Origin of the sequence: Roseovarius nitratireducens (assembly GCF_002925845.1) — a bacterium.
Lineage (GTDB): Bacteria > Pseudomonadota > Alphaproteobacteria > Rhodobacterales > Rhodobacteraceae > Roseovarius > Roseovarius nitratireducens.
In genome coordinates this window covers 1-24,515 of record NZ_PDNI01000048.1, presented here as the reverse complement: position 1 = coordinate 24,515, position 24,515 = coordinate 1, and the positions used below count along the sequence as shown (strand labels likewise).

30 protein-coding genes and 1 pseudogene are annotated in these 24,515 nt (G+C 62.9%); 19 read left to right on the top strand and 12 right to left on the bottom strand.

The genetic code is table 11. The features are described 5' to 3' along the window. Nucleotides 1–63: 63 nt before the first annotated feature. Nucleotides 64–297 carry a hypothetical protein gene (locus CRJ03_RS09160; RefSeq protein WP_104018578.1) on the bottom strand — a complete coding sequence of 78 codons (234 nt, stop codon included), beginning with the start codon at nt 295–297 and terminating at the stop codon, nt 64–66. 176 nt (nt 298–473) lie between these two features. Between CRJ03_RS09160 and CRJ03_RS09155 the strand changes: the two genes are divergently transcribed. Continuing rightward, on the top strand, nt 474–1,205 hold the full coding sequence (locus tag CRJ03_RS09155; RefSeq protein ID WP_104018577.1) for a Crp/Fnr family transcriptional regulator: 732 nt from the start codon (nt 474–476) through the stop codon (nt 1,203–1,205). A 54-nt stretch (nt 1,206–1,259) separates the two neighbouring features. Here the strand turns inward: CRJ03_RS09155 and CRJ03_RS09150 are convergent, their stop codons facing one another. Next, nucleotides 1,260–1,454, bottom strand: coding sequence for a hypothetical protein (locus CRJ03_RS09150; RefSeq protein ID WP_104018576.1), 195 nt, complete (start codon nt 1,452–1,454; stop codon nt 1,260–1,262). A gap of 355 nt (nt 1,455–1,809) precedes the next feature. On the opposite strand from CRJ03_RS09150, the gene CRJ03_RS09145 reads away from it, so the two are divergent. Beyond that, entirely contained in the window at nt 1,810–1,968 is a 159-nt protein-coding gene (locus CRJ03_RS09145; protein WP_104018575.1) for an Entericidin EcnAB, read from the top strand. Nucleotides 1,969–2,039: 71 nt separating this feature from the next. Here the strand turns inward: CRJ03_RS09145 and CRJ03_RS09140 are convergent, their stop codons facing one another. From CRJ03_RS09140 to CRJ03_RS09115, 6 genes are all read right to left on the bottom strand, one after another. Next, the gene (locus CRJ03_RS09140; RefSeq protein ID WP_104018580.1) at nt 2,040–3,005 is read right to left on the bottom strand and encodes a fatty acid desaturase; all 966 of its coding nucleotides are present in this window, start codon (nt 3,003–3,005) and stop codon (nt 2,040–2,042) included. Nucleotides 3,006–3,660: 655 nt separating this feature from the next. Beyond that, on the bottom strand, nt 3,661–4,146 hold the full coding sequence (locus CRJ03_RS09135; protein ID WP_104018574.1) for a hypothetical protein: 486 nt from the start codon (nt 4,144–4,146) through the stop codon (nt 3,661–3,663). 562 nt (nt 4,147–4,708) lie between these two features. Further along, the gene (locus CRJ03_RS09130) at nt 4,709–5,533 is read right to left on the bottom strand and encodes a nucleoside phosphorylase (RefSeq protein ID WP_104018579.1); all 825 of its coding nucleotides are present in this window, start codon (nt 5,531–5,533) and stop codon (nt 4,709–4,711) included. Then, nucleotides 5,530–5,883, bottom strand: coding sequence for a MerC domain-containing protein (locus CRJ03_RS09125; RefSeq protein ID WP_104018573.1), 354 nt, complete (start codon nt 5,881–5,883; stop codon nt 5,530–5,532). The genes CRJ03_RS09130 and CRJ03_RS09125 overlap by 4 nt, the downstream gene beginning before the upstream one ends. Before the next feature lie 100 nt (nt 5,884–5,983). Continuing rightward, nucleotides 5,984–6,337 carry a DsrE/DsrF/TusD sulfur relay family protein gene (locus CRJ03_RS09120; protein ID WP_104018572.1) on the bottom strand — a complete coding sequence of 118 codons (354 nt, stop codon included), beginning with the start codon at nt 6,335–6,337 and terminating at the stop codon, nt 5,984–5,986. Continuing rightward, nucleotides 6,334–7,185 carry a sterol desaturase family protein gene (locus tag CRJ03_RS09115; protein WP_104018571.1) on the bottom strand — a complete coding sequence of 284 codons (852 nt, stop codon included), beginning with the start codon at nt 7,183–7,185 and terminating at the stop codon, nt 6,334–6,336. Before CRJ03_RS09115 ends, CRJ03_RS09120 begins: the two co-directional genes overlap by 4 nt. A gap of 84 nt (nt 7,186–7,269) precedes the next feature. Between CRJ03_RS09115 and CRJ03_RS09110 the strand changes: the two genes are divergently transcribed. Further along, the gene (locus tag CRJ03_RS09110; protein ID WP_104018570.1) at nt 7,270–7,938 is read left to right on the top strand and encodes an ArsR/SmtB family transcription factor; all 669 of its coding nucleotides are present in this window, start codon (nt 7,270–7,272) and stop codon (nt 7,936–7,938) included. A 285-nt stretch (nt 7,939–8,223) separates the two neighbouring features. Here the strand turns inward: CRJ03_RS09110 and CRJ03_RS09105 are convergent, their stop codons facing one another. Beyond that, complete coding sequence (locus CRJ03_RS09105; RefSeq protein WP_104018569.1) at nt 8,224–8,553, bottom strand: chaperone modulator CbpM; 330 nt, start codon at nt 8,551–8,553, stop codon at nt 8,224–8,226. Continuing rightward, nucleotides 8,550–9,494, bottom strand: a complete 945-nt coding sequence (locus CRJ03_RS09100) for a DnaJ C-terminal domain-containing protein (protein WP_104018568.1) — start codon at nt 9,492–9,494, stop codon at nt 8,550–8,552. The genes CRJ03_RS09105 and CRJ03_RS09100 overlap by 4 nt, the downstream gene beginning before the upstream one ends. Nucleotides 9,495–9,697: 203 nt before the next feature. On the opposite strand from CRJ03_RS09100, the gene atpD reads away from it, so the two are divergent. The 14 genes and pseudogenes from atpD to CRJ03_RS20310 all read left to right on the top strand — a co-directional run. Next, complete coding sequence (gene atpD / locus CRJ03_RS09095) at nt 9,698–11,269, top strand: F0F1 ATP synthase subunit beta (RefSeq protein WP_276308227.1); 1,572 nt, start codon at nt 9,698–9,700, stop codon at nt 11,267–11,269. After that, nucleotides 11,266–11,676 carry a F0F1 ATP synthase subunit epsilon gene (locus CRJ03_RS09090; RefSeq protein ID WP_104018566.1) on the top strand — a complete coding sequence of 137 codons (411 nt, stop codon included), beginning with the start codon at nt 11,266–11,268 and terminating at the stop codon, nt 11,674–11,676. Before atpD ends, CRJ03_RS09090 begins: the two co-directional genes overlap by 4 nt. Further along, nucleotides 11,673–11,984, top strand: coding sequence for an AtpZ/AtpI family protein (locus CRJ03_RS09085; protein WP_104018565.1), 312 nt, complete (start codon nt 11,673–11,675; stop codon nt 11,982–11,984). The genes CRJ03_RS09090 and CRJ03_RS09085 overlap by 4 nt, the downstream gene beginning before the upstream one ends. Next, nucleotides 11,981–12,271, top strand: coding sequence for an N-ATPase subunit AtpR (locus tag CRJ03_RS09080; protein WP_104018564.1), 291 nt, complete (start codon nt 11,981–11,983; stop codon nt 12,269–12,271). The genes CRJ03_RS09085 and CRJ03_RS09080 overlap by 4 nt, the downstream gene beginning before the upstream one ends. Next, entirely contained in the window at nt 12,268–12,981 is a 714-nt protein-coding gene (locus tag CRJ03_RS09075; protein WP_104018563.1) for a F0F1 ATP synthase subunit A, read from the top strand. The genes CRJ03_RS09080 and CRJ03_RS09075 overlap by 4 nt, the downstream gene beginning before the upstream one ends. Next, nucleotides 12,981–13,226: a F0F1 ATP synthase subunit C gene (locus CRJ03_RS09070; RefSeq protein WP_104018562.1), complete on the top strand. Its 246-nt coding sequence runs from the start codon at nt 12,981–12,983 to the stop codon at nt 13,224–13,226. The genes CRJ03_RS09075 and CRJ03_RS09070 overlap by 1 nt, the downstream gene beginning before the upstream one ends. Next, the gene (locus tag CRJ03_RS09065) at nt 13,186–13,965 is read left to right on the top strand and encodes a F0F1 ATP synthase subunit delta (protein ID WP_165375289.1); all 780 of its coding nucleotides are present in this window, start codon (nt 13,186–13,188) and stop codon (nt 13,963–13,965) included. Before CRJ03_RS09070 ends, CRJ03_RS09065 begins: the two co-directional genes overlap by 41 nt. Continuing rightward, nucleotides 13,955–15,478, top strand: a complete 1,524-nt coding sequence (locus CRJ03_RS09060; protein WP_104018560.1) for a F0F1 ATP synthase subunit alpha — start codon at nt 13,955–13,957, stop codon at nt 15,476–15,478. The genes CRJ03_RS09065 and CRJ03_RS09060 overlap by 11 nt, the downstream gene beginning before the upstream one ends. After that, complete coding sequence (locus CRJ03_RS09055) at nt 15,475–16,329, top strand: F0F1 ATP synthase subunit gamma (RefSeq protein WP_104018559.1); 855 nt, start codon at nt 15,475–15,477, stop codon at nt 16,327–16,329. Before CRJ03_RS09060 ends, CRJ03_RS09055 begins: the two co-directional genes overlap by 4 nt. A 195-nt stretch (nt 16,330–16,524) precedes the next feature. Further along, on the top strand, nt 16,525–17,976 hold the full coding sequence (locus CRJ03_RS09050; protein WP_206018345.1) for a YfcC family protein: 1,452 nt from the start codon (nt 16,525–16,527) through the stop codon (nt 17,974–17,976). After that, the gene (locus CRJ03_RS09045) at nt 17,973–19,196 is read left to right on the top strand and encodes an arginine deiminase (RefSeq protein WP_104018557.1); all 1,224 of its coding nucleotides are present in this window, start codon (nt 17,973–17,975) and stop codon (nt 19,194–19,196) included. The genes CRJ03_RS09050 and CRJ03_RS09045 overlap by 4 nt, the downstream gene beginning before the upstream one ends. Nucleotides 19,197–19,206: 10 nt before the next feature. Then, a complete protein-coding gene (gene argF, locus CRJ03_RS09040) occupies nt 19,207–20,208 on the top strand; it encodes an ornithine carbamoyltransferase (RefSeq protein WP_104018556.1) in 1,002 nt (333 codons plus the stop codon). Between the two features lies 1 nt (nt 20,209). Continuing rightward, a complete protein-coding gene (arcC, locus tag CRJ03_RS09035; protein WP_104018555.1) occupies nt 20,210–21,226 on the top strand; it encodes a carbamate kinase in 1,017 nt (338 codons plus the stop codon). Between the two features lie 235 nt (nt 21,227–21,461). Continuing rightward, nucleotides 21,462–21,665: pseudogene (locus CRJ03_RS20310) on the top strand (hypothetical protein); the annotation flags it as partial. A gap of 81 nt (nt 21,666–21,746) precedes the next feature. On the opposite strand, the gene CRJ03_RS09020 reads toward CRJ03_RS20310, so the two are convergent. After that, a complete protein-coding gene (locus CRJ03_RS09020; RefSeq protein WP_240611623.1) occupies nt 21,747–22,961 on the bottom strand; it encodes a DUF2254 domain-containing protein in 1,215 nt (404 codons plus the stop codon). 13 nt (nt 22,962–22,974) lie between these two features. Here CRJ03_RS09020 and CRJ03_RS20120 point away from each other — a divergent pair, with 13 nt between their 5' ends. Continuing rightward, on the top strand, nt 22,975–23,268 hold the full coding sequence (locus CRJ03_RS20120) for a hypothetical protein (protein ID WP_206018347.1): 294 nt from the start codon (nt 22,975–22,977) through the stop codon (nt 23,266–23,268). A gap of 294 nt (nt 23,269–23,562) precedes the next feature. Here the strand turns inward: CRJ03_RS20120 and CRJ03_RS09010 are convergent, their stop codons facing one another. Next, nucleotides 23,563–23,925 (bottom strand): SHOCT domain-containing protein, encoded by a 363-nt coding sequence (locus CRJ03_RS09010; RefSeq protein ID WP_104018552.1) that lies wholly within the window; start codon nt 23,923–23,925, stop codon nt 23,563–23,565. 230 nt (nt 23,926–24,155) lie between these two features. On the opposite strand from CRJ03_RS09010, the gene CRJ03_RS09005 reads away from it, so the two are divergent. After that, on the top strand, nt 24,156–24,515 hold a 360-nt coding region (locus CRJ03_RS09005; RefSeq protein ID WP_104018551.1), incomplete at its 3' end, for a DUF302 domain-containing protein.

Below are 24,515 nucleotides of genomic sequence, written 5' to 3'. Positions count from 1 at the left end.
CTGGTGATTCTTGTCGTTCTGGTTCTGACCGGACGTCTTTGACCGATGGGGTGGCGCGCGGCCTCAGGGCCGTCGCACCGAGTTACCCCCATTCAGAATTCCGTTGATCAGTGCAGCCACCGCGGCGTGCAGTGCATCGTCGTCGCCTGCCGGTGCATTTTCATGCGCGGCGGCCGCATCCTTTAGAATGCCGACGATCTCTTTCTCGGGCAGGATATTGCGGTCATTCATGGCAAGCAGCAACGACTCGCAAATCGCCAGGGCGGCCGTTCCGGCAGTGTCGTTGTAAAGGGGCATGTCAGCTTCTCTTTTCAAATCGAGATCAATGTGCCGGCCCTCATTGACCTGCAACATAGTGCGACCATAAACGTTTTCTGTTAGCATGAACTAATGCAAAGCAGTTTTGCCCACTCATTTCCCGGCTATCCGTATTCGTACGTCCGCCTGCCGAGACTTTAGCAATGGAAGCGAGAATGGTGCTATTGAACAGCCCGTTGACCCGAAAACTCTCAGCCTTCGTCGCCCTGTCGGAGGTCGATCTCGAGACGCTGGCGCGGTTTCACCGACGCCGCCGCACCTTTTTGCCCGGGCACGAGATGATCCATGAGGGGCAATCGAACGCCTCCGCCTTCATCCTGGCCGAGGGCTGGGCGCTGTCCTACAAGATTCTGCCCGACGGCGAGCGGCAGATTGTGGATATCCAGGTTCCGGGCGATTTCCTGGGCCTGCGCAGCATCCTGTTCCGCACATCCGATCACAGCATCGAGGCGGCCACCCGCATCGAGGCCTCCGAGGTTCTCGCCTCGGATATTCTCGATGCCTTCGCGCATGCGCCGCGGCTGGCCACCGCCGTTCTCTGGGCCGCCTCGCGGGACGAGGCGATGGTGGTGGAGCATCTGGTCAATGTCGGCCGCCGCACGGCCGAGGAACGCATGGCGCATTTCCTGCTCGAACTCGGGTCACGGCTGATGCTTGTGGGATTGGGGGACAAGACCGGTTTTGCCTGTCCGCTGACGCAGTATCACCTTGCCGACGCCCTCGGGCTGAGCGCGGTGCACGTGAACCGCGTGCTGCGTCATCTGCGCGATGACGGTCTCGTTACCTTCCAGAAGGGGCAGGTGGTCTTCGACAATATCGACCGGCTGAGCGAAATGGCGGGGTTTGACACGGGCTACCTCGATCAGGACGGACCGCTCCTGCGCTGACGCGCCACCCCGGCAAGTCCTGCCGGAGGGGCACCGTTTCCAACTGAGCGAAGCTTATGCCAGCGCGTGCGTGGCCGAGTCGAGTTCGCGGTTGCATTCGCCGTCATTCTTCGCCGTGTGCGCCTTCTCGGCAGCCTGAAGGTGCTTCATCGCCGAGTCCTTCTTGGGGCCCGCGGAGGCTCCGTCGCAGGCCGCCTTGACGCTCTTCATCTTGTCGGCGGTGCTCAGTGCGGGTGTTTTCGAGTCCATGGAATGGATCCTTTCAAGCGTCTGTACGAATTGACAAGGCTTCCTGCCGGGCCGGGCTGGAGGCCGGTTAACCGGCAGAAAGCCTCGCCGTCACTCGTAACAAACATCCGACGGCTGAATGGTCTGCCGTCAACAAGAACCCTAAACGGTTCGCTCCGGTGCGGGACTGATCCAGGTTGGTATCCGACGCTTATATCGGCACGAGCCGCGCGGCGCTTTGATCTCTCATGGCCGAGACGGAAAGGTCCGGCGCGATGGCTGATACAGGTAAGCACCCGCGTTCGCGAACCGGTGTAGGAATGACCAAGCAGATCGCGGCAGATGCCGCATTGATCCGCTGTAAGGAGAGATCAAGATGAAAACCTCATGGTTCACGACAGCGCCGCTGCTCACACTCGCCATCGTCGCGGCCCTCTTGCTGCAGGGGTGCAGCACGACCGCCGGGATCGGCCGTGACGTCTCCGCCGGAGCGGATGCCATCACCGAATCCGCCGAGGCGAACAAGACCTACTGAACCGCGCCATCGGCGCAGCCCCGCCGACATCTGTGCCCGCCCTCGGATGACCGGGTGTCCCGTTGCAATACTCAGGCGGCACTCGCCCGCGCTTCGGCAAAGGACAGCAGCCTGCCGCGCTGTTCGTCCCAGAGATGAAGCCGGGCACAACGGAAGCTTTGCCAAAACGTGATGCGCTTGGACTGCGCCAGCAGGTCGTGATCCTCGATCACCTCGGGCAGGCGGTAGAACGGGATGCGGCTTGCCAGGTGATGCACGTGGTGGACACCGATATTGCCGGTGATCCAGCGCAGCACGCCGGGCAGCGCGTAGTGCGAACTGCCGTGCAGGGCCGCCTCCTGAATGTTCCAGTCTTCGTCGTGCTCCCAGCTGGTTTCCTCGAACTGGTGCTGCACATAGAAAAACCACATGCCTGCCATCGCGGCCAGAAGCATCGTCGGCAGGAACACGAACAGCAGGACATCCCAACCACCCAGCCAGACAATGAGGGTCAGTGTCAGGCCGATAGCGGCATTGGTCGCCATGGCGCTCAACCAGTAGCGCCAGCCCGACCGCATCAGGTGGACGGGCAACCGATTCTGCAGGAAGAACGTGTAGAACGGCACCACCCCGAACAGAAAGACGGGATTGCGGACGAGGCGATAAAGCGCCCGACCGACCCAACCCTTTTCCTGGTATTCCCGAACGGTCAGCGTCGGCAGGTCACCGATCCCCCGCCGGTCGAGATTGCCGGTGGTGGCGTGATGGATAGCGTGGGTCTTGCGCCAGACATCATAGGGCGTGAGCGTGAGCACGCCGATCCCGCGTCCGATCCAGTCGCACAGGCGCCGGTCGCGAAACAGCGAGCCGTGTCCGCAATCGTGCTGGATCATGAACAGGCGCAGCAGGAACGCCGAGTTTGCCAGGGCAAGCGCCACAGCCAACACGGTACTGATCGAGAGCATCCACCAGGCCACCGCCCATATCCCGACGAAAGGCGCAAGCGTGACGGCCAACTCGAATATACTGCGAGAGGGGATGGGTTGACGATACTTCATCAGCGACCGCGTCCAGTCCGACGCGGCGGGCGGGCTCTCCGGCTGTGCACCGGTCACGCCGGAGCAAGGCTGGGTGTCAGAGGATACGGCCGGGACCGGCGCGCGCGGCGCTCGGGACGGAGCACCCTTGCGCCCGGTGTCCTGCAGCATGTCCTGTTCGTTGGGCTGCGCGACCCTCTCCTGGCAGGGTCTTGGCGAGTCTGTCATTGAAGGTTCCTTATCCTTCGTCGTCATGGGTATCACCCCGGCGGAGTTCGAAAGGTTCTGCCGCCGGTGATGTTTCGGTAAAAGCTTGCCACCACGGCCCGGTACGGTCCCGGTTTGCCTCGGCACCGATGACGGCCTGATGACTCACCGCAGCACGGGGCCTCCCCCGTGATCCGGCATTCCGGCAACCGCAATCGACCGCGCGGAACAGGCCGATTCGAACCTGTTGACCGGGACGCTGGCACAAAATCCGCGATGACATACTGATCCAAAGCAGCTTTTGCGTCGAAAATCTGACCGCAACGCCCCGGCGCATGAACCGTTCACAGCGCAGCCTGTCATGCCAGCCACGCCTGTAACCTCGACACATCCTTCGCTTCGGCAATGCGCGCGGAAAGTCTCTGCAAGCGCGGTGTCTTGCATCACGCGCGTTTTGCGTCGTCACATCTCAGGTCTTGACTGGCATCCCCTCGTTCTCCGCGGCCCGGATCGAAGCCTCGTCCCGCCGGGTCATCGTTGCCGTTTTCAAACCCGTCGCGTCATCCCCGGTTCGAGGCGTCCGCGAACCGGAATAGAGATGCCGAAGCTGCGCTTCGCTGACGCCGTCGGCCTCCATCACGAGAAGGACAAGCGGATCGTCCAGCATTTCCTCCAGGAAAAGGTCCGTCAGTTTCTTGCCCGTCGCCTTGTCTCGCGCGCGGGCGCGGTCGAGGTCGATCAGCGAGACGGTCAGTATCCGGGCAAGACCGGGATGCGATTGCCGGGTGTGCAATTTCACCATGACAGAGGCTTTCCATGCGTCCGGGTCAAGTTGGCCGGGGGGTGCAAAGTGTTCGGTTTCAATCTCATATGCGCCCGCTGGCAGCGTTTCATCGAACCCCGGAACGCTAAAGGGCTGTGCGAACACGGCAATCGTCTTGGTGGTCTGGTTCATCGCTGAATTCCTCTCGTATTCTCCGAATTCGGTGTCCGGTCCATCGCGGGGGGTGTGCACCCCGAGACGTCGTCTTTCGCTAGCCTTGGGCACGCGGCGCGACACCTCGGCGTGCGCCATCCCAAAGCCCGTCATCCGCTTTTCTCGCCACGGCCCGAGTGGGTAGTCCTGAGCGGGTCATTCGGGCGTATTCATTCGAAGCCTTCCCGAATGCCCCGACCGACCAGGTAGATCCCGGTCGTGCGATAAACCGCGAAGCTGATGCCCCGGCGAAGCGCCTCCGCTTCCGGAAAACTTGCAGTCAGCGGGCAGTTCGCCTTGATATTTGCAGGGTGTGAAGGGTCGCGGGGAAGTCGCAACCGACCTTCTCGAGCGAAGGATGATGCGGCGGCCCCGTCATGCTTTCGTGTCCGACCCGCTTGGTCGATTCCCGCCGCCAAGTTGACAAGAAGGGTCAACCCGACGCCCTGCTCACTTGTTATCCTTGGAATATATCCCGCGCGCTGACCTATGTTAGCACCGTCCGAAATTCGGCTGCGCGGGCGAGATTGGATACCTCCCGTCAGGGGGCTTGTCGGGTCGATATCCCGGGCGCGCCCCGCCCCAACCGTGCCGCGATCCGCGCCACGACGCTCAGCGCATCTTCGCTGCCATTGGCCTCACCCTTTTCGAAATCGCCCTCGATGGTGCCCATCTGGTTGGTGACATGGGCTAGGCAGATGACGTCGCACACACGGGCGGTGGCAAACGCATATAGCGCCGCCGCCTCCATCTCTACCGCGAGGATGCCACGGGCACGGGCGGCGGCAATGGCGGCCTCCGTCTCGCGAAACGGCGCATCGGTGGTCCATGTGGGGCCAGTCAGGACGCGTGGGCCGTCCTCGAACGCGTCCCCCAACCGCTCCAGAAGCGGCGCGGGTGCGACGCTCCAATCCGATGGCGGAAGGTAGTGATAGCTCGTGCCTTCGTCGCGCCACGCCCGGTCGGTCACGATGAAATAGGGCGGCGCGCCTTGCGGGGTGATCTGTCCCGAGGAGGTAACGCTGATCAGCAACCGGCAGCCCGAGGCGAACATCTCTTCGGCCACCAGAACCGCAAAGGATGCCCCCACGGCACAACCCACCACGCCGATCTCGTGCCCCTCCAGATCGAACACCCACATCTCCGTGTGGTAACAGACCCATCCCGTATGCCGCCGCGCACGGCCCCCGGCGCACAGCGCGCGGACGATATCGCCATCGGGATCGAGCAGGCATATTTCGGGCACCGCGACGGACTCCGCCCGCTTCTGACGCCGCGCTTCGCGCAACAGGCTCTCGGGCGTGAAGGCCGAGGGCGCGTCGCGATCCTTGTCGCGCAGGAGCGGCGGCAGGCGCGCGTCGCTCATGCCCGCCCGCCGCGCCAATCGGCCCATGTGCCCAGACAAAGCAGCACGAAGCCCCCCAATTCGGCGGGCAGGGAATAGCTGACATTCATCGCAAACACGATCAGCGCCAATCCGGCACCGCCCAGCAGCACCGGCACGCCGCGCCCGTGCCGCCGCCACCTGAGCGCCAGCGCCGCCACCGCAAGCGCGGCAAATAGCACGATAGCCCCGGCCCAGACCGTCTCGTTGAGGGCGATGCCAACCCCGAGCGCACCCAGCACCACAATCGCCGCCAGCGTGCCGTAACAGGCGATGAGCGACAGGCCCGTGGCAAGCGCGGCCATCCAGGATCGGTTCTGGGTGTCAGACATCAGGGCCTCCCTGTGCAATGGATCGCTTGTCAGCCCTCAGGCATGATCGTGCAAGCCGTTCAGCAGCCAGGCCCCCGTATCTCGCGCCCTTGTGACCGGCTCAGAACACCAGCACCTTGTCGGCAGCGAGGGTTGCCTCGGCCAGCTCGTCCATGGTCGAGCGCGCGGCCCCTTCCATCATGTCCGCCTCGCTCAGCCCCCGCGCCTCCATGCAGGTGCCACAGATCAGCACGCGCCCACCAGCCGACAAGACCCGGCCCAGCATCCGCTCGATATTGTAGAACCCCTCCGGCGTCTTTTGCCCCGCCTTGGCGCAAAGCGCGGCATCGGCCATCAGGAACACGGTGATCTCGGCGTCGGCATCATGCTTGGCCAGCGCATGTGCCATGCGCAGCCCGTTGAAGCTGCGCTCGGTGCCATAGGGCGGATCGTTGAGCAGGATCAGGTGCTTCATGGGCGGTCCTCCTTGGTGTTGCGGGGATCGAGCGCGCCACCGCTCGCCGGGCCGCGCAACGGCTGCACCAGCATCCGATCCAGCCACAGGTCGCGCCGCGTGCGAAACTGCTCGATCCCGATCTCCATGCCCTCATGCCCCTTGGCCGGCTGCGCCACATAGGTGCCCAAGAGCCGATCCCACCACGGCAGGTTGAAGCCATAATTGGAATTCGTCTCGCGCGGATCGATCGAATGATGCACACGGTGCATGTCCGGCGTCACCACGATCAGCCGCAGCCAGCGATCCACCCTGCGTGGCAGGTCGATATTGGAGTGGTTGAAGAGCGCAGTGCCATTCAGCAACACCTCGAAGATCAGCACCGCCACGGCGGGCGGGCCCAGCGCCGCCACCACCGCCAGCTTGATCCCCATCGACATCACGATCTCGACCGGGTGAAAGCGCAATCCAGTGGTGGCGTCGAATTCCAAATCGGCGTGATGCATCCGGTGCAACCGCCACAGCCCCGGCACCGCGTGGAACAGCACATGCTGCAGGTAGATCGCCAGATCGAGCAGCAGCACCGAGACGAGGATCGCCACCCAGCCGGGCACGTCGATGTTGTTAAAGAGACCCCAGCCGCGCTCGGCCCCGATTATCGCCAGCCCGACAGCCAGCAGTGGAAAACTCAGCCGCAGGATCACCGTATCCAGCACCACGAGGCCGAGGTTGTTGGTCCAGCGGATCACGCGCGGAATTTCCTTCCGGCGCCGTGGTGCAGCCAATTCCCAGAGCATCATGGCGATGAGGATGCCCAGGAATGCCGTCACTCGGATCACCGGCTCGGCGCTCAGGATCGTGTCTGACATGGGCAGGCCTTTCGGGCTTGCGTGGCGGCACGCAGCCGTTATTATTCAAGTAATTACTTGAATGAATAGAGGCACGCCAACGCCATGTCAACCAGCCCCAAACAGGCCCTCCTGAAGGAATATGCCCTCGTCGCGCAGGCGCTTGCCGCCCCCGCGCGCCTCATGCTGCTGGAGCAACTCGCGCAGACCGAGGCGGCGGTCGAGACGCTGGCGCGCAAGACCGGGTTGACGGTGGCCAATGCCTCGCAGCATCTGCAACAGCTGCGCCGTGCCGGGCTCGTCACCAGCCGCCGCGCGGGCAAGGCGGTGATCTACCGGCTACAAGACGCCCGTGCGATTACGCTCATGGCACTGTTGAATGAGGTGGCCGAGGCCAACCTGGCGCAGGTCACGGATATTCTCGACGGGCTCTACGGCGGTGCCCCGGCCCCCGAGCCGATCACCCGCGCCGATCTCGCCGAGCGGCTCGCACAGGGGGCCGTCACCCTGCTCGACATCCGCCCCGAGGACGAATTCGCCGCCGGGCACATCCCCGACGCGCGCAACACCACACTGGCCGATCTCGACCGGCTCCTGCCCACGCTCGACCCCGAGGCAGAGATCGTCGCCTATTGCCGGGGGCCCTATTGCATCTACGCCCACCAGGCCGTGGCCCTGTTGCGCAACCGCGGCTTCAATGCGCGGCGCATGGACGGCGGCCTGCCGCAATGGCGCGAGGACGGGCGCGAGGTTTGGGGCGGCACTCAGGCGTGACCGTGCCCCGCGTTTCGCGGGTTTGCCTCACTCGAAAGCTGCGCCGAACGCCCCCAACTTCCAGCAATTCTCAATATGATTGAGTGTTTTCCAAGAGCCACAAAAGCGGAAAGGAGAGGACGTCCAGTTCTCCATCTGCCCTTTCACCAATAGTAGTTTCCGATGCGGCCAGTATATTCTGCGGTTTGAAGACGATACATACCGCGGCCAAGCGACCAGAGAGTCAGAGGCGTGCAGTGCTGTTACGTGCAGGAACACCAACCTCGGGCCCCATTCGAATTGCGCTCAGGGCTGTTTCGTAGCGGCAATGATCCGGGCTTGCAGGTCTGTTGGCAGGGTGTCTATGGCGCGTGCCATGGTTGCAAGGTCTTGTCGCGCGGCATGCAATTGATCGATGAGCAAGATCACGATGCCCAAGGCCGTCTCGTCCAGGTCGAGATCCTGGGACAATTCGCACAGGAGTTCCAGGCGCGCGATATCGACGCGGCGATAGATATCGCCGCTTTCACTGCGCTCCGGGCGAACCAGTTCGCACTCGACAAAGCGCAAAAGTTGCCTTCGGGTCAGACGAGTGACAGCGATGATGACGTCGTCTTCGGAAAATCTTTCTGTCATGCGCTCGCTCCTTTCATCAGGTCGACGCGTGGATCGAAGCTATGCGTCTTGCGCCATTCCGTGAAAAAATCGCGCAGGCCCGCGTCAATTTCGGGCGGTGTGACGATCTTCAACTCGACCTTCTGGTCGCCCTTCGCCTTGCGCCCGGCATGACCGATCCCGCGCCCCCGCAAGCGCAGGACTTGGCCTGAACTCGCCCCCGGGGGGATCGTCAGGCCCACGGGGCCATCGATGGTCGGTGCTGTGACCTTGCCGCCGAGAATCGCCTCGTCGATGGTGATGGGCAGTGTCAGCAGGATGTCGTCGCCGTCGCGACGGAACACCGGATGGGGCCGCACCAGGACGGTGATGAGCGCATCACCTGCCGGACCGCCACCAAAGCCGGAAGCACCCTTGCCGCGCAGCCGCAGCGTCTTGCCGTCCTCGGTGCCCTGCGGGATCTTGACCGCAAGGCTCTGACCATCGGGCAAGGTGATCCGGGTCTCGGCTCCGCGGGCTGCGTCAAGAAACGGAACCTCAAGGGTGTAGCTCACGTCCGCGCCACGGGCCGAGAATCCACGACCGGCAGAATCGCCACCCGGCGACCGCCCACGATTGCGCAGAATTTCCGCAAAGATGTCCGCCGGATCGGCATCCGCTCCGAACCCACGCCCTTGTTGGTAAGTGTTGTCTGATGCATCCGCGAAATCACGATAATACTGCCGCCGCGGGCGCTCCGCGCCTAGGCCGTCGATCTCTCCGGCATCATAGCGGGCGCGGGTCTCGGAATCTTTCAGGATATCATAGGCAGCGGAGATTACCTTGAACCGCTCCTCGGCCCCTGCATCGTCGGGATGCAAGTCCGGGTGGCTCGTTCGCACCAGCTTGCGATACGCTTTCTTGATATCTTCAGCCGTGGCGGCCTTCGTCAGGCCGAGCGCTTCGTATGGATCTTTGGGCATCCGGACTCCCTGTTCGACAACCAGCGCATGTAGAGGCGCCAATCATTTCAAAATGCCATGGCGACGTCCGCTTCGTCGCTGATCTATGTCAGGGCGCGAACAACATGGTCCCCTATCATACCGAAGTTCTTGCCTGACCGCAGCCTTTACTACGTCTATCGGTTGGTCCAACGTCGGGGATCAGAGCAAACAAAGAGGCCCGTTTGACATCCACAAGCGCAGATCAGGCACTGGGCAACAGCGCTATCCGCGCCGGGACCCCCGCAGTTGTGGGAGACCCTGACCTGCCCGGTGGGACCGAGACGAATGCCCCGAACGCGCGGGACGACCCATCGGCGTCCTCCGATCAACGCGTCCCCTCCGAAGGCGTCGTTCATGCCGTCCGGGGGGCGGTCGTGGATGTTGTCTTTGCCGGGCCCGACCTGCCAGCGATCAATTCCGCGCTGATTGTGAACTGGGACCGGCCGACGGCCCTCATTCTCGAAGTCCACAGCCACCTCGATCAGAAGACGGTACGCGCCGTGGCGTTCCAATCCACGGCGGGCCTCGCCCGTGGCGTTTCGGTCCATGCCAGTGGCGGGCCGGTCACCGTGCCCGTGGGCGAAGCCGTCCTTGGCCGGCTTCTGGATGTCGTGGGAAATCCGAAGGATGACGGGCCTGCCCTGCCGGACGCTATACCACGACGGTCGATCCACGCGCTGCCCCCGCTTCTGAGCTCCCAGACTGGTGCCGCCGACGTGTTCGAGACAGGGATCAAGGTGATCGACCTGCTGACACCGATGGCGCAGGGCGGAAAGGCCGCGATGTTCGGTGGCGCGGGGGTGGGCAAGACCGTTCTGGTTATGGAACTGATCCGCGCCATGGTCGAGAAATACGAAGGCATTTCGGTCTTCGCCGGGGTTGGTGAGAGATCACGCGAGGGGCATGAGCTTCTGACCGAAATGCAGGACTCGGGCGTGCTGGACCGCACCGTGCTGGTCTACGGTCAGATGAACGAGCCGCCCGGTGCGCGTTGGCGGGCCCCGCTGACCGCGCTGACCATTTCGGAATACTTTCGCGATCAAAAGCATAAGAACGTTCTTCTGCTGATGGATAACGTGTTCCGCTTTGTTCAGGCCGGGGCCGAGGTTTCGAGCCTGCTTGGCCGCTTGCCTTCTCGCGTAGGCTACCAGCCCACTTTGGCAACGGAAGTCGCGGGCCTGCAGGAACGCATCGCTTCCGTGGCGGGTTCCACCGTGACCGCCATTCAGGCAGTCTACGTGCCTGCCGACGATTTCACCGACCCCGCCGTGACCACGATTTCCGGCCATATGGATTGCGTCATCATGCTGTCGCGAGCCCAGGCCGCAGAGGGGTTCTATCCGGCGATCGATCCGCTGGGTTCTTCCTCGATGCTGCTGGATCCACTGGTTGTCGGTGACGACCACTACCAAACCGCCGAAGCCGTCCGTCAGACACTGGCAAGGTTCCGCGAATTGACCGATATCATCTCGCTGCTGGGGATCGAGGAACTGGGCACCGCCGACCGCCTGATCGTCAGACGCGCACGGCGGTTGCAGCGGTTCCTGACCCAACCCTTCATGGTGACCGAGGCCTTTACCGGCACGCCGGGCGCCAGCGTGCCGCTTGCCGAGACCTTGTCGGGGTGCCGCGCCATACTGGAAGGCGAGGCCGACGAGTGGTCCGAAAGCTCGCTCTACATGGTCGGCACGCTGGATGAGGCGCGCAAGAAGGAGGCCGCCGCGACAGCAAGCGACGCCGAGGCGGTGGCATGAGGCTGCGCATCGTGACCCCCCTGTCAGTCGTGGTGGACGGCGCGGTCGACAGCCTGCGCGCCGAAGACGCGAGCGGCAGCTTCGGCATCCGCCCCGGCCACGCACCGTTCCTGACCGCGCTAGCGGTGTCCATCGTCAGTTGGAAGACCGCAGGGGTAGAACGGTTCTGCGCCGTGCGCGGCGGGGTGCTGAGTGTGACCGGCGGCACAGACGTCGCCGTTGCCACCCGAGAGGCGGTCGCCGGAGACGATCTGGCCACGCTGGACAGCGAGGTTCTGGCCCGGTTTCGGTCCGATGTGAACGAGGAACGGGTCGAGCACGTCGAGACGATGCGCCTGCAATTACACGCGATCCGCCGGATGATCAGCCGATTGCATGCGGGCGCCGACACGGGACAGTTCCGATGACCGAAGACCCATCGTCGCCGCCCGAAACCGATCGGCCGCCCGAAACCGACCCGCTGGTCGAGGAAATCCGCAAGCATCGCAGCCGACACGAGCAGTGGCTGCGCGAAGGTGACATGTCCGTCGGTCGACGTTTGGCGCAGATCGGCGTGCTGGGCTGGATCTTCGTGGTGCCGACCCTGGCGGGCCTGTTCTTCGGACGCTGGCTCGATGGGCAATTTGAGACGGGCATCTTCTGGAGCGCGCCGATGATGCTGCTCGGGCTTTGCATTGGCGGCTGGACCGCTTGGAAGTGGATGAACGCACGATGACCGATCTCACTACTCTCCCGCTATTCGTCCTTCTTCCGGTATGCTTTCTTGGCGGGCTCTTCGTCGGATATGGCTATTTCCGCGCGCTTCGCGAGACAGCCAAGATTATCGTCAACGGGGGGGAACCCCTACGGGCCATTGCCCTGACCCTGGGACGCGTTTCGCTTCTGGCCACCGGGTTCTTCATGGCCGTGCTCCTGGGTGGCCTTGCCCTGCTCGCGGCGTTTGCGGGGGTCCTCTGCGCCAAGTGGATAATGCTTCGCAGGATGGGGGATATCCAGACATGAACTCTCCCCTCGAATCCACCGTGCTGTTCCAGATCGGACCGGTTCCGATCACGCAAGCCATCGTCACGACATGGGCGATCATGACGATACTGGTGATCGGGGCATTTGCCCTGACGCGCCGGTTAGACCTCAGACCGACCCGGCGGCAGGCCGCGCTGGAGCTGATGGTCGCCACGCTCGACACCCAGATTACCGAGACAACGGGCGTCGCGCCCGCACCCTATCGCGGGTTCATCGGCACGCTCTTTCTGTTCATCCTCGTGGCGAATTGGTCCTCGCTTGTGCCGGGGGTCGAGCCACCGACCGCACAGCTTGAAACCGATGCCGCCCTCGCCGTCTTGGTGTTCCTGTCCGTGATCTGGTTCGGCATACGCGCCAGGGGCGTGGGCGGCTGGCTGAAATCCTTCGCCACGCCCAACCCGGTGATGATCCCGCTCAACATCCTGCAAAGCCTGACGCGGGTCTTTTCGATGTTCGTCCGCCTGTTCGGCAACGTGATGAGCGGAGTGTTCGTCATCGGCATCGTCGCCTCGCTGGCGGGCCTGCTGGTACCGATTCCGCTAATGGCGCTCGATCTGCTTATCGGGCTAGTGCAGGCGTACATCTTCGCGGTGCTGTCGATGGTGTTCATCACCTCCACGGTCAAGGTCGCCGCGCACAACCCTCCAAGTACTGACCTTGCCCCTTCCCCAACGAAAAAGGATTCGTGATGGACTATATTCCACTTGCCAGTATCTTCTGCGCCGCCTTCGCGGTGGCCTTCGGCGCCATCGGCCCCGCACTTGCCGAGGGGCGCGCCGTTGCCGCCGCGATGGATGCCATTGCCCGTCAGCCCGATGCCGCAAACACGATTTCGCGCACGCTGTTCGTTGGGCTTGCGATGATCGAGACGACGGCAATCTATTGCCTGGTGATTGCGCTCCTGCTGCTCTTCGCCAACCCGCTACTGGCATGAGCGCATGACCCTCGATTGGTGGGGACTGGGTCTTCAGGCCATCAACGTCCTGATCCTCGTCTGGCTTCTCAGCCGCGTGTTCTGGCGTCCGGTTGCCGGGGCCATCACCCGGCGGCAGGAAGCCGCGCAAGCCATGTTGGATGAAGGCAAGACAGCACAAGCGAAAGCCGATGCTGCGCTGGCAGAGGTCACTGAGGCCCGCGCAGGCATCGCGGCGGAACGCGATGCCATGCTTGCCGAGGCCAAGGCGGCGGCGGACACAGTCGCGAAAGCCGTGCGGAAGGATGCGCAAACCGAGGCAGATACACTACTGGCGGCAGCGCGCAAAGCCATTGACCGTGACCGGACTACCGCACGGAAGGAAAACGCCGCGAAGGCCACCGAGCTTTCGGTCGAGATTGCCGCGCGGCTTCTGGGGCAGTTCAACACACCTGCGGTTCGGGCGGCGTTCCTTGCGCAACTTGTTGAGGCGATCGCAGGCATGTCCGACTCCGAGCGAACGGCGCTGATAGCCTCGGGCGATATCGAGATCGTCACCGCGACAGACCCGGAGGGTGCGGAAAGGGCCGAGATCGAACAAGCGGTAAAGGATGCGTTGGGCGGCGCGCCCCGCTTTCGCCTTGTTACAGATCCCGACCTGATCGCCGGACTGGAACTCCGCAGCGCGCATTTCGTGCTTCACAACAGCTGGCGGGCCGACCTTGAGAACATCCTGAAGGAGGTCGAGAATGCCGGCTGATACGCTGGACTGGTTCGCATCAGCGCAAGGCGCAATGCATCGCGCCACACTCGGTCCGCGATCCGAACACAGAGGCCGTGTCGAAGAGATCGGTGACGGTGTCGCGATGATCTCGGGCTTGTGCGATGTTCGACTTGACGAGGTTCTGCGGTTCGAGGGCGGCCAATTCGGGTTCGCACGGGTTCTGGACCCGGATCTGATCGGCTGCGTGTTCATTGACGCGGCGACCAAGGTCGAGGCAGGCGACGCGGTCTTCGGCACGGGCGAAGTGGTGAGCGTGCCTGTCGGAGAGCCGCTGCTCGGGCGTATCGTCGACCCACTTGGCCGCCCGCTGGACGGAAAGGGGGCGATCGAGGCCGAAGAGCGGTGGCCGATAGAGCGGCCGACGCCGTCGATCATCGAACGCGATCTCGTGACCCAGCCGGTGCAGACCGGGATACTCGTGATGGACACGCTGTTCGCGCTTGGCCGGGGCCAGCGCGAGTTGATCGTCGGCGACCATTCCACCGGAAAGACGACCCTGGCCACCGACGCGATGATCGCGCAGCGCGACAGCGACATGATCTGCGTCTATATCGCAGTGGGGCAAAAGACATCGAGCGTGCGCCGCGCCATCGACGCGCTTCAGGCGCATGGGAATTTCGCGCGCTGCATCGTGATGGTCGCGGGCTCCGCCTCGGCGCCGGGGCTGCAATGGATCGCGCCCTATGCGGGTATGACGATGGCGGAATATTTCCGAGACAAGGGCGGCCACGCCCTCGTTGTGATCGACGATCTCTCCAAACACGCCGCCACCCACCGCGAGATCGCCCTGCTGACCCGGCAATCTCCGGGGCGCGAGGCGTATCCGGGGGACGTGTTCTACATCCATGCCCGCCTGCTTGAACGGGCGGCCAAACTGTCTCAGGCGCGTGGCGGCGGGACCTTGACCGCCTTGCCGATCGCGGAAACCGATGCGGGGAACCTGTCGGCATACATCCCGACCAACCTGATCTCGATCACGGACGGGCAGATCGTGCTGGATACGGATCTGTTCCATCAGGGGCAAAAACCGGCTGTGGATGTGGGCCTCAGCGTCAGCCGCGTGGGCGGCAAGACCCAGGCGCCCGTGCTGCGGGAGGCCGCCGGAACCCTGCGGCTCGACTATGCGCAGTTTCTGGAGCTGGAGATGTTCACCCGGTTCGGGGGCATGCCCGAAGGCCGCGTTCGCGACCAACTCAAACGCGGGGAAAGGATCCGCGCAATCCTGCGTCAGCCGCAGAATGCGCCGCTTCGCTTGGTCGATGAAGTGGCGCTCCTGCTCGCCGTGCAAACGGGGCTGCTGGACCCCTTGCCACTCGATGCTGTTACCACCTTTCGGGATGCGCTCCCGGAAACTCTGGACCGGGATGCCGGCCATGCTCTGCGTACCATTTCCGAAACCGGGGAATTGAATGAGGCGGCACGGGCCGCCCTGATGGCCGCGATGACCCGCCTTGCAACGCAGCTTGGCGATAGGGAGCCAGCGCCATGACCGAACGACTGGCCGATGTCAGCGCCCGGATCGACAGCATTCGCCAGTTGGGGGCCGTGGTAAACGCGATGAAGGGCATCGCCGCCGCCCGCGCCAACACCGCACGCGATGAGATAGAAGCCGTCAACAGCTATGCCGCGACAATTGCCGCCGCCATTTCCGACGCACTTGGCCCCGCGCGTCCCACTCCACCGACCGAAACCTCCAGAGGTCAAGCCGACGGCGGCATCGGCCTTTTGGTGTTCTGCGCCGAACAGGGCTTTGCCGGCGCCTTCAGCGAACGCGTTCTCGACAGCGTCAAAGACGACCTGTCGACCGCCAACCTGTTTCTGATCGGCACCCGTGGCCTGTCAATCGCCGCCGCGCGCGGCCTCCATCCGGTCTGGTCCGCGCCAATGTCCTCGCACACGCCAGGCATTCCGAAACTGGCCGATACAATCACCAAGGCGATCTACCGCGCCTTGGGCGAGGGGCACCTCGAACGCATTGACATGATCCATGCTGTCTGGGCGTCCGGGCAACCTCAAGTCGTCCGGCGGGTTCTGTTGCCGGTCGATCTGTCGGACCTGCCGCCGCCCGGGGCGACACGTCCACTGACCCAGCTTCCGACGGACACCCTGATCAACAGTCTCAGCGGGGACTATCTCCACGCCCTGGTGTGTAAGGCGGCGCTCCATGCCTTTGCCGCGGAGAACGAGGCAAGAATGGAGGCCATGTCTGCCGCAGCCAGCCAGATCACGCGCGAGCTGGGCCACTTCGAGGCGACCCTGCGCCGGGTGCGACAGGAGGCAATTACCGCCGAGATCATCGAACTGGGGACCGGCGCGGCGTCGGCGACCGACTCAAGGTGATCGCAGAGTTGCCCGGCGCGGGGTCTTCCGGGCGGCAAAGTGCAGGCAAAGCATCGGGCACGGTTCGCGTTCCGGTCCACACGCCCCTGTAATGCGCACAACCTAACCTCGATCAGTCCGTCATCTGATATCCTGGATCAAGATGACGGTGGCCACCGGTTCTTTTTCATGGCCGGACAGGGAAAGGACGCAATCATGACCCCCACCAAAACGACACCTGCCGAACGCAGCTCCCGTTTCCACTTCCCTTCAGCCTATACCATTCTTTTCGCCCTGATCGTGATCATCGCGGGCCTGACATGGGTAATCCCGGCCGGCCAGTACGAGCGCGTGGCTTCCGAGGCGCTCGGCAAGGACGTTCCTGTGGCGGGAACCTACGCGCCCACCGAGGCCAATCCGCAGGGCGTGTTCGACGTCATCCTGGCCCCCATCGCCGGATTTTACGATCCGAGCAGCTACACGGCCAATGCCATCGACGTCGCGTTGTTCGTCCTCATGATCGGCGGTTTCATCGGCGTGGTGACGGCCACCGGCGCGATCGATGCGGGCATCAAGCGCGCGATGGCGCGGCTTGAAGGGCGGGAAAAATGGATGATTCCGATCCTCATGGGGCTCTTCGCGATCGGCGGCTCTACCTATGGCATGGCCGAAGAGACGCTGGCCTTTTATGTCATCCTGACACCGGTCATGATCGCGGCAGGCTATGACGCGCTGACGGCTGTGGCGGTGATCTTGCTGGGCGCCGGGGTGGGCGTGCTCGGCTCGACCGTGAACGCCTTTTCGACCGTGATCGCGTCGGACGCGGCCGGGGTGTCTTTCACGGACGGGCTGATGCTGCGGCTGGTCCTGCTTGCGCTCACCTTCGCCGCGACCGTCACATACGTCATGCGCTATGCCTCACGGATCAAGGCCGACCCGTCGCGGTCGCTGGTCTTCGACAGGAAGACCGAGAACGAGGCGCATTTCCGAACCACCACAGAGGCCGGAGCCAGCGACTTCACCGGTTTGCACAAGATCGTCCTGCTGCTCTTCGGCGCGACCTTCGCGGTGATGATCTGGGGTGTCTCGCTGGGGGGCTGGTGGATGGCCGAGATGAGCGGGCTGTTCCTGTTTGCCGGCATTGGCATCGGTATCGTGGGGCGCTTGGGCGAAAGGGGATTGGTTGACTCGTTCGTCAGCGGCGCGCGCGACCTGCTGGGCGTGGCGCTGATCATCGGGCTTGCGCGCGGCATCGTCGTTGTGATGGACGCGGGCCACATCACCGACACGATCCTGCACTGGGCCGAAGGTACCGTCGCGGGCTTGAACGAGGTCATCTTCATCAACGTGATGTACTGGATTCAGATCGTCCTGTCGTTCTTCGTGCCCTCGACCTCCGGCCTTGCCGTCCTGTCCATGCCGATCCTTGCCCCCGTCGGCGACTTTGCCGGGGTCTCTCGCAGCCTTGTGGTGACCGCGTTCCAGTCGGCAGAAGGCGTGGTCAATCTGGTCACCCCCACCTCTGCGGTTGTCATGGGCGGCCTCGCCATCGGGCGGGTGCCCTATGAACGCTGGCTGCGCTTCGTCTGGCCGGTGCTGCTGGGCCTCACAATCATTGTCATGGCAGTTCTCAGCCTTGGCGTTGTGCTGCAAGGAGCCCCGGCATGAGCATGACCTACGGCGTCCATTCCGAGGCGGGCAAACTGCGCCGCGTCATGGTTAGCAAGCCCGGTGCCGCCATGGCTCGACTGACGCCCGCCAACTGTGCCGAGCTGCTGTTTGATGATGTGATCTGGGTGAAACAGGCGCGGATCGAACACATGACCTTTGTCGATGCGATGCGCAATCGCGGGGTCGAGGTCGTGTTCCTGCGCCAGTTGCTGATGGAAACGCTGAAAGACATGGATGCCCGCCGATGGCTGCTCGAGGCGCGGATCAGTGACAACGCCGTAGGCGTAGGTCTGGCCGATGACCTGCTGGCGCATCTGATGGAGGTCGATGCCGACCTGCTGTCGACCATCCTGACCGGCGGCATGAGCCGGGCCGAACTGCCGATCCCGGTCAAGGGTGTGCTGGCCCCGATGCTGGAACCCGCCGACTTCATCCTGCCACCGCTGCCCAACCACATCTTCACGCGGGATACGACCTGCTGGATATATGGCGGCGTCACGCTGAACCCGATGCACTGGCCCGCGCGGCGGCTCGAGACGCTGAACCTCGCTGCCATTTATCGCTTTCACCCCGATTTCAAGGATGCGGTCTTTCCCGTCTGGTGGGGCGACCCAAAGCAGGATCATGGCCCGGCGACAGTCGAAGGCGGGGACGTCATGCCCATTGGCGACGGCACCGTCCTGATCGGCATGGGCGAGCGCACGACACCGCAGGCCGTCGGCCAGGTTGCGCGCGGCCTGTTCGCCGGAGGCGGTGCCACCCGTGTCATCGCCTGCCAGTTTCCCCGCGCGCGCGGATCCATGCATCTCGACACGGTCTTCACCTTCTGCGACCGCGATCTCGTCACGATCTTTGCTTCCGTGACCGATGCCATCCGGTGCTACAGCCTGCGCCCCGGCAAGGGCGATGGCATCGCGGTAGAGACCGAGACGAAACCGTTTCTGGAGGTCGTGGCCACGGCACTCGGACTCAAGAAATTGCGCACCGTGCCCACTGGCGGCGATGCCTATGAATCCGCCCGTGAACAATGGGACGACGCCAACAACCTTCTGTGTCTGGAACCCGGGGTTGTCGTTGGCTACGAGCGCAACGTCTACTCCAACACCCTCCTGCGCAAGGCGGGTGTCGAGGTCATCACCATCCCCGGATCAGAGCTTGGGCGCGGACGCGGTGGGTCACATTGCATGACCTGCCCCCTGATCCGCGACCCCATTTGAGGACGACCTGATGCCACAAAACCTTAGCGGACGCAGTTTCTTGAAACTCTTCGACTTTTCACCGGGCGAGATCCGTCATCTTCTGCAACTGGCGGTCAGCCTGAAGATGGCCAAGAACGGGGGCTATGAGCGGCCCCAACTGAAAGGCAAGAACATTGCGCTGATCTTCGAGAAGGACAGCACTCGCACACGCAGCGGGTTCGAGGTCGCAGCCTACGACCAAGGCGCGCATGTTACATATCTCGGGCCGTCGGGCAGCCATATCGGCCATAAGGAGTCGATCAAGGACACGGCCCGCGTACTCGGCAGGTTCTACGATGGGATCGAATATCGCGGCTTTGGCCACAAGGACGCCGAGGCGCTGGCAGAGTTTTCTGGCGTTCCGGTGTTTAACGGACTGACAGACGATTTCCACCCGACACAGATCCTCGCTGACCTGATGACGATGCGCGAGTTCACACAAAAACACCTGTCCGACATCGCCGTCTGTTTCATGGGCGACGTGGGAAACAACACCGCCGCCTCGCTTCTGGTGGGCGCGGCCCTGATCGGCATGGACCTGCGCCTGTGCGGCCCGCACAGCTGCTGGCCCGACACGGACCTCGTCACGCGGTGCCGCAAGATCGCAGAGACAACGGGCGCGCGGATCACCTTGACCGAAAAGCACGCCGAAGGGCTGGAAGGGGCCGATTTCGTCTATACCGATGTCTGGGTCTCCATGGGCGAACCTGACACGGTCTGGGAAGAGCGGATCGCCCTTCTCTCGCCCTATCAGGTCAACACCAAGGTGATAGAAATGACCAGAAATCCCTACGCCAAGTTCCTCCATTGCCTGCCCGCCTTCCACAACCGTGACACGCAGGTCGGCGAAGATACCTACCAGAAATTCAGGATCGACTGCATGGAGGTGACCGACGACGTCTTCGAATCCCACGCGTCAGTCGTCTTTGATCAGGCAGAGAACCGGATGCACACGATCAAGGCCGTTCTTGTCGCCACGATGGGGTCCTGAGATGCGGGTGGTGGTGGCCCTTGGCGGCAATGCGCTTTTGCAGCGGGGGGAGCCGATGACGGTCGCTGCGCAACACACGAACGTTCGGATCGCGGCAACGGCGCTGGCGGACCTGGCCCGCGATCATCAGATCGTCGTGGCGCATGGCAATGGGCCTCAGGTCGGCCTGCTGGCGCTGCAAGGGGCGGCCTACGATCCGGACCGGCCCTGGCCGCTGGATGTGCTGGGCGCAGAAACCGAGGGCATGATCGGATATCTGATCGAGCAGGAGCTTATGAACGCCCTGCCCGAGGGATCGCAATGCGCCACCCTGCTGAGCCGGGTAGAGGTGGACGCGAATGACCCCGCATTTGAGACCCCAAGCAAGCCCATTGGCCCCGTCTACACAGAGGCCGAGGCAGAGCAGGCAGCGCAAGATCATGGCTGGGCCATGATCACCGAGGCGTCCGGCGGCCACCGCCGCGTCGTTCCCTCGCCGCTGCCTCTCAGGATCGTGGGACTGGAGGCAATCAAGGTGCTTCTGGACGCCGGGCACACCGTGATCTGCGCCGGGGGCGGTGGCATTCCCGTCGTGCGAAACACGGATGGAGAGATGACTGGAGTCGAAGCCGTGATCGACAAAGATCGAACGGCCGCCCTGCTGGCCTTGGGGCTGGGCGCGGACGCGCTCCTGCTGCTGACCGATGTGCCGGCAGTCTTCCGTCACTATGGCAGCGACGATCAGAGCGCGATTGGCGACGCCACACCCGAGGCGCTCGAAGACCTCGAACTCGCGCCGGGATCGATGGGGCCGAAGGTCGGTGCCGCCATCGCCTTTGCTCAGGCCAGCGGCAAGCTTGCCGGCATTGGGCAACTGACAGACGCGCGCGCGATCCTGGAGGGCCGGGCCGGAACGCGTGTCCTGCCCGACAAGGCGAAAACCGGCCAAAACAACAACTCCGGCCCAAAAACTTCCGGATTCACCGGCACAGACCAACCTGTATCAGTGTGGCTCGATGACGGCGGGGCTATAGTCTGAAGGTCCACCGGACATCGGTGGGCAAGTACCAGTACGAGTGATCCAGAAACACGTGAGACAAGCTGTCCCCTCGTCTCGCGTGTTTCCCGTTTTCGGACCGGCTGCGAAAGACCAAATCCATGACACCCGAAGCCTGGCGCCAAGCTCCAGTAGGAACTGCGCCATGCGCCCGACCGCATCGCGGCGGCCCACATCCACCAGGTGCTCGACCACCATATCCCTCCGGCGGAGGGATACGCTCAAGGGTGGCATTTCGGTCGCTCTTGCGCTCAGCTTGTCAGACAGCGACTGGAAGCCCCTGATCCTCACCGCAACGTTCATTGTCGTCGTGTTCTCGATCACCGTGCCAGGGCTCACAATCGCGCCTCTGGCCAGAATGGTGCAGGGCAAGCTGGCTCCACACGAGAGCATGTTGCTCAAAAGTGGGAACCGGCTTTGAGCTCCTTGAACACGCCAAAACAACGGGTTGGAGCGTGTCGCGTGAATGCGAATGAACGCGCCACGTTCCAGACCTCTGCTGTCACGCACGGGATGGCTGTGTCGCGTTCATGACGTCTCCGGACCCTGATGCAGCGCCTTCCACCCTGATCGCATCATGGAGATGCATGATCGTCTCGCGATCCGACGAGAGCGCACTGCGGCTGCTTCTCTCCATGACATCCAGCAATCGTGCGACAAGATCGTCATCGCTGATCCCGTACCGGGCAATAGCCGCGAACGCCGAACAGGCCAGGTCTGCAAAGCAGACCGGTTCAAAAACGACCCGCAGTTCCATGTCCTCATCCCTGATTCGGCCCGACGGGAAACGCCTATCTGCCAAGAGCCCAAGCACCTCGCCCAAGCGATCCAGGCAGTAAAGCGCGGTTGTCGGGTCGTTGACCCCCGGTGACAAGGCACGTTGTGCGATCTCGACAATCCGCCTGAGCGAGAACTCGATATCGTAATCGGGTGTGCGCTGCTGGCCAAGCGAGAACGCATCGGCAAGGCTCTCAGCAACGGAATCCGAAAGCCGCCCGTAAGGGGATGCAACGACAAGAGGGCCACCATTGGCAACAAAGTTGCCGACCCGGCCCTCTACCCGGACAACGAGATCACACTCGCTGGCAACCTGCAAAAGCCTGTTCAGATCAATCCACTGTATGTAGCCGCTGGCTGACGCGACCACGGACCGGCTGTCGTCGTCGAAATCTGGCGGCAGAGCCTCTGCAATCGGTTCTTCGGGAAGAAGCGCAGGAATGCGGCCGTGCTCCGGAAATACCCACTCAACGGTCTGGCAGGCCTCGTCCGCAAGCTTGGCCAGAATGGTCTCGATCCGGATCGAGGTGGCGATGTGGTGTATGAAGTAGATCAGCATGGCAAGGCTTGCGACGGCAAGGATAATGCCGAAGATCACGGCAATCAGCGGAACGAAACTCGCCCCCCCGGCGCCACGAACAGAGGCAAGCACAAACAGGCAGTAGACGAAGGTGGACAGGAACGTGCCCAGTACGATCTGATTGCCACGGTCGCGCATGAAATTACGCAGCATGCGTGGGCCGAACTGTGAAGACGCCAGTTGAAGGGTCAGCATTGTCATCGAGAATGTGACGCCGGCGACCGTGATCATCGACCCCGCGATGGCCGACAGGATAGCGCGCGCACTCCCCGGATCGAACGCATAGGTCCATTCGCTGAACCATCCGAGCCGTGACGCATAAAGGGTGTTCAGCAGTATCAGAGAGACGGCGGTTGCCATGGCGGAGATTACCATGACCGACGGCAGAAACCAGAAACTGCTGCGCAGATGGTCCCATATCTTTGAAATGAATTTGAAATGGCCGCGCATTATTTTCGACACCCCGGCTGGGATATTGTCATGGGCTCATGTCGCCTTGCCTGGCGAGCGACATGGCTGCTGCGAACGCGTTGGCCAGACGATCAACAAGGCTTCGCAGTTACTCCGACTGCCCATCTTTTTCGTCGGATTTCTTGACGCGGGTCTTGCCGGCGGGGCGTTCACTGGCGCGCTTCAACTCATCCTGCGTGCCGATGTCACGCGGTAAACGCCCACCAGAACGCCCTGCTTGAGATATGGTGCCTTTGGCCCCGAGGGCGTGGTCGGAGGTGTCGGGATTCGGGGTTTTCTCGCGGTTCATCGCTTCGCCTCCAACTGTTCAGTTGCGAAAATTCCTGCACTCAGCGAAGGCCGAAAAAGCCCAGGATGATCAGGACGATGACCACGAGGCCGACGATGTATACGATACGGTTCATTGTATTCCTATCTGTTTTGAGAGTGGTCAATGCCCACCCACATCGCTGAGTTTAGCAGATCGAAATTCCCGCCGAATTGACATCGATCAGTGCGCCAGCAGTTCCTTGCGCTCTTCAAATTCCTTGGTGTCGATTTCACCCTTTGCATAGCGCTCCTTGAGCAACATCAGCGCCCGATCATGTGCCGACTGGCCATTGCCGCTCACGCCAAAGAGCCGCAGGACGTAGATCGTGCCAACGACGATCGCGACCAAGATCAGGATCATCAGGATCGGACCAATCACCATTCCCAATCCTCCCCACTGATCACCGCCCCACATCATACCATGCCCGTCATAGAAGGGGGCATCCCGGTTGGGCATTTCACCGACTTGTGCCATGGCCGTGGTGGCCGTCACGGTCGCTGCGGTGGCCAGGGTCGCCGACCGTGCTGCAATCCCGTGTGTCATCCGACATCTCCTTGAATGTGGCGGCAAAGGCCGCTCTGACCACATCAAATCGGAAAAGACTGCAACGCACACTGATCTGGATCACCCTGTGCGCTGCAATCAGGGATACCATGGCAAAAAGGGAAACCGCTTCAGAGTGCGGACCTTGTGCCGGATGTGGCCCACCCAAACACTCTCCTCGACATCGGCCCCGCCACGCGCTCGATGATTCCGACTGAAAGGATGCTGCAATGACCTATACGATCAACCGTACCTTCGATGGGATGTCCTTCAAAGACGTCGCCGACCGCACGCACGCCGCGCTGGCCGACAACGGATTTGGCGTTCTGACCGAGATCGACGTGCAAGCGACGATGAAAAAGAAGCTCGACGTCGAGATGCCGGCCTACCGGATCCTCGGCGCCTGCAACCCGAAGATGGCCTACGAAGCCATCGGGATGGAGCCGCGCGTCGGTGCGATGCTACCCTGCAACGTGATCCTGCGAGAGGTGGACGGCGGGGTCGAGGTCAGCGCAATCGACCCGGTGGCCTCGATGCAGGCGATCAATAACGGCGAATTGACCGCTGTCGCAGGCCAGGTCCGCGACCTT

Coding starts and splice junctions, on each gene's coding strand:
- CRJ03_RS09090 (WP_104018566.1), top strand. CDS start 11,266: ATGAGGCTGCGCATCGTGACCCCCCTGTCAGTCGTGGTGGACGGCGCG.
- CRJ03_RS09060 (WP_104018560.1), top strand. CDS start 13,955: ATGCCGGCTGATACGCTGGACTGGTTCGCATCAGCGCAAGGCGCAATG.
- CRJ03_RS09110 (WP_104018570.1), top strand. CDS start 7,270: ATGTCAACCAGCCCCAAACAGGCCCTCCTGAAGGAATATGCCCTCGTC.
- CRJ03_RS09145 (WP_104018575.1), top strand. CDS start 1,810: ATGAAAACCTCATGGTTCACGACAGCGCCGCTGCTCACACTCGCCATC.
- argF (WP_104018556.1), top strand. CDS start 19,207: ATGCCACAAAACCTTAGCGGACGCAGTTTCTTGAAACTCTTCGACTTT.
- CRJ03_RS09020 (WP_240611623.1), bottom strand. CDS start 22,961: ATGGCAACCGCCGTCTCTCTGATACTGCTGAACACCCTTTATGCGTCA.
- CRJ03_RS09135 (WP_104018574.1), bottom strand. CDS start 4,146: ATGAACCAGACCACCAAGACGATTGCCGTGTTCGCACAGCCCTTTAGC.
- CRJ03_RS09075 (WP_104018563.1), top strand. CDS start 12,268: ATGAACTCTCCCCTCGAATCCACCGTGCTGTTCCAGATCGGACCGGTT.
- CRJ03_RS09100 (WP_104018568.1), bottom strand. CDS start 9,494: ATGCCCAAAGATCCATACGAAGCGCTCGGCCTGACGAAGGCCGCCACG.
- CRJ03_RS09010 (WP_104018552.1), bottom strand. CDS start 23,925: ATGACACACGGGATTGCAGCACGGTCGGCGACCCTGGCCACCGCAGCG.
- CRJ03_RS09120 (WP_104018572.1), bottom strand. CDS start 6,337: ATGAAGCACCTGATCCTGCTCAACGATCCGCCCTATGGCACCGAGCGC.
- CRJ03_RS09070 (WP_104018562.1), top strand. CDS start 12,981: ATGGACTATATTCCACTTGCCAGTATCTTCTGCGCCGCCTTCGCGGTG.
- CRJ03_RS09115 (WP_104018571.1), bottom strand. CDS start 7,185: ATGTCAGACACGATCCTGAGCGCCGAGCCGGTGATCCGAGTGACGGCA.
- CRJ03_RS09080 (WP_104018564.1), top strand. CDS start 11,981: ATGACCGATCTCACTACTCTCCCGCTATTCGTCCTTCTTCCGGTATGC.
- CRJ03_RS09050 (WP_206018345.1), top strand. CDS start 16,525: ATGACCCCCACCAAAACGACACCTGCCGAACGCAGCTCCCGTTTCCAC.
- CRJ03_RS09105 (WP_104018569.1), bottom strand. CDS start 8,553: ATGACAGAAAGATTTTCCGAAGACGACGTCATCATCGCTGTCACTCGT.
- CRJ03_RS09130 (WP_104018579.1), bottom strand. CDS start 5,533: ATGAGCGACGCGCGCCTGCCGCCGCTCCTGCGCGACAAGGATCGCGAC.
- CRJ03_RS09155 (WP_104018577.1), top strand. CDS start 474: ATGGTGCTATTGAACAGCCCGTTGACCCGAAAACTCTCAGCCTTCGTC.
- CRJ03_RS09085 (WP_104018565.1), top strand. CDS start 11,673: ATGACCGAAGACCCATCGTCGCCGCCCGAAACCGATCGGCCGCCCGAA.
- CRJ03_RS09150 (WP_104018576.1), bottom strand. CDS start 1,454: ATGGACTCGAAAACACCCGCACTGAGCACCGCCGACAAGATGAAGAGC.
- CRJ03_RS09045 (WP_104018557.1), top strand. CDS start 17,973: ATGAGCATGACCTACGGCGTCCATTCCGAGGCGGGCAAACTGCGCCGC.
- CRJ03_RS09055 (WP_104018559.1), top strand. CDS start 15,475: ATGACCGAACGACTGGCCGATGTCAGCGCCCGGATCGACAGCATTCGC.
- CRJ03_RS09140 (WP_104018580.1), bottom strand. CDS start 3,005: ATGAAGTATCGTCAACCCATCCCCTCTCGCAGTATATTCGAGTTGGCC.
- arcC (WP_104018555.1), top strand. CDS start 20,210: ATGCGGGTGGTGGTGGCCCTTGGCGGCAATGCGCTTTTGCAGCGGGGG.
- CRJ03_RS09160 (WP_104018578.1), bottom strand. CDS start 297: ATGCCCCTTTACAACGACACTGCCGGAACGGCCGCCCTGGCGATTTGC.
- CRJ03_RS09125 (WP_104018573.1), bottom strand. CDS start 5,883: ATGTCTGACACCCAGAACCGATCCTGGATGGCCGCGCTTGCCACGGGC.
- CRJ03_RS20120 (WP_206018347.1), top strand. CDS start 22,975: ATGACCGACGGCAGAAACCAGAAACTGCTGCGCAGATGGTCCCATATC.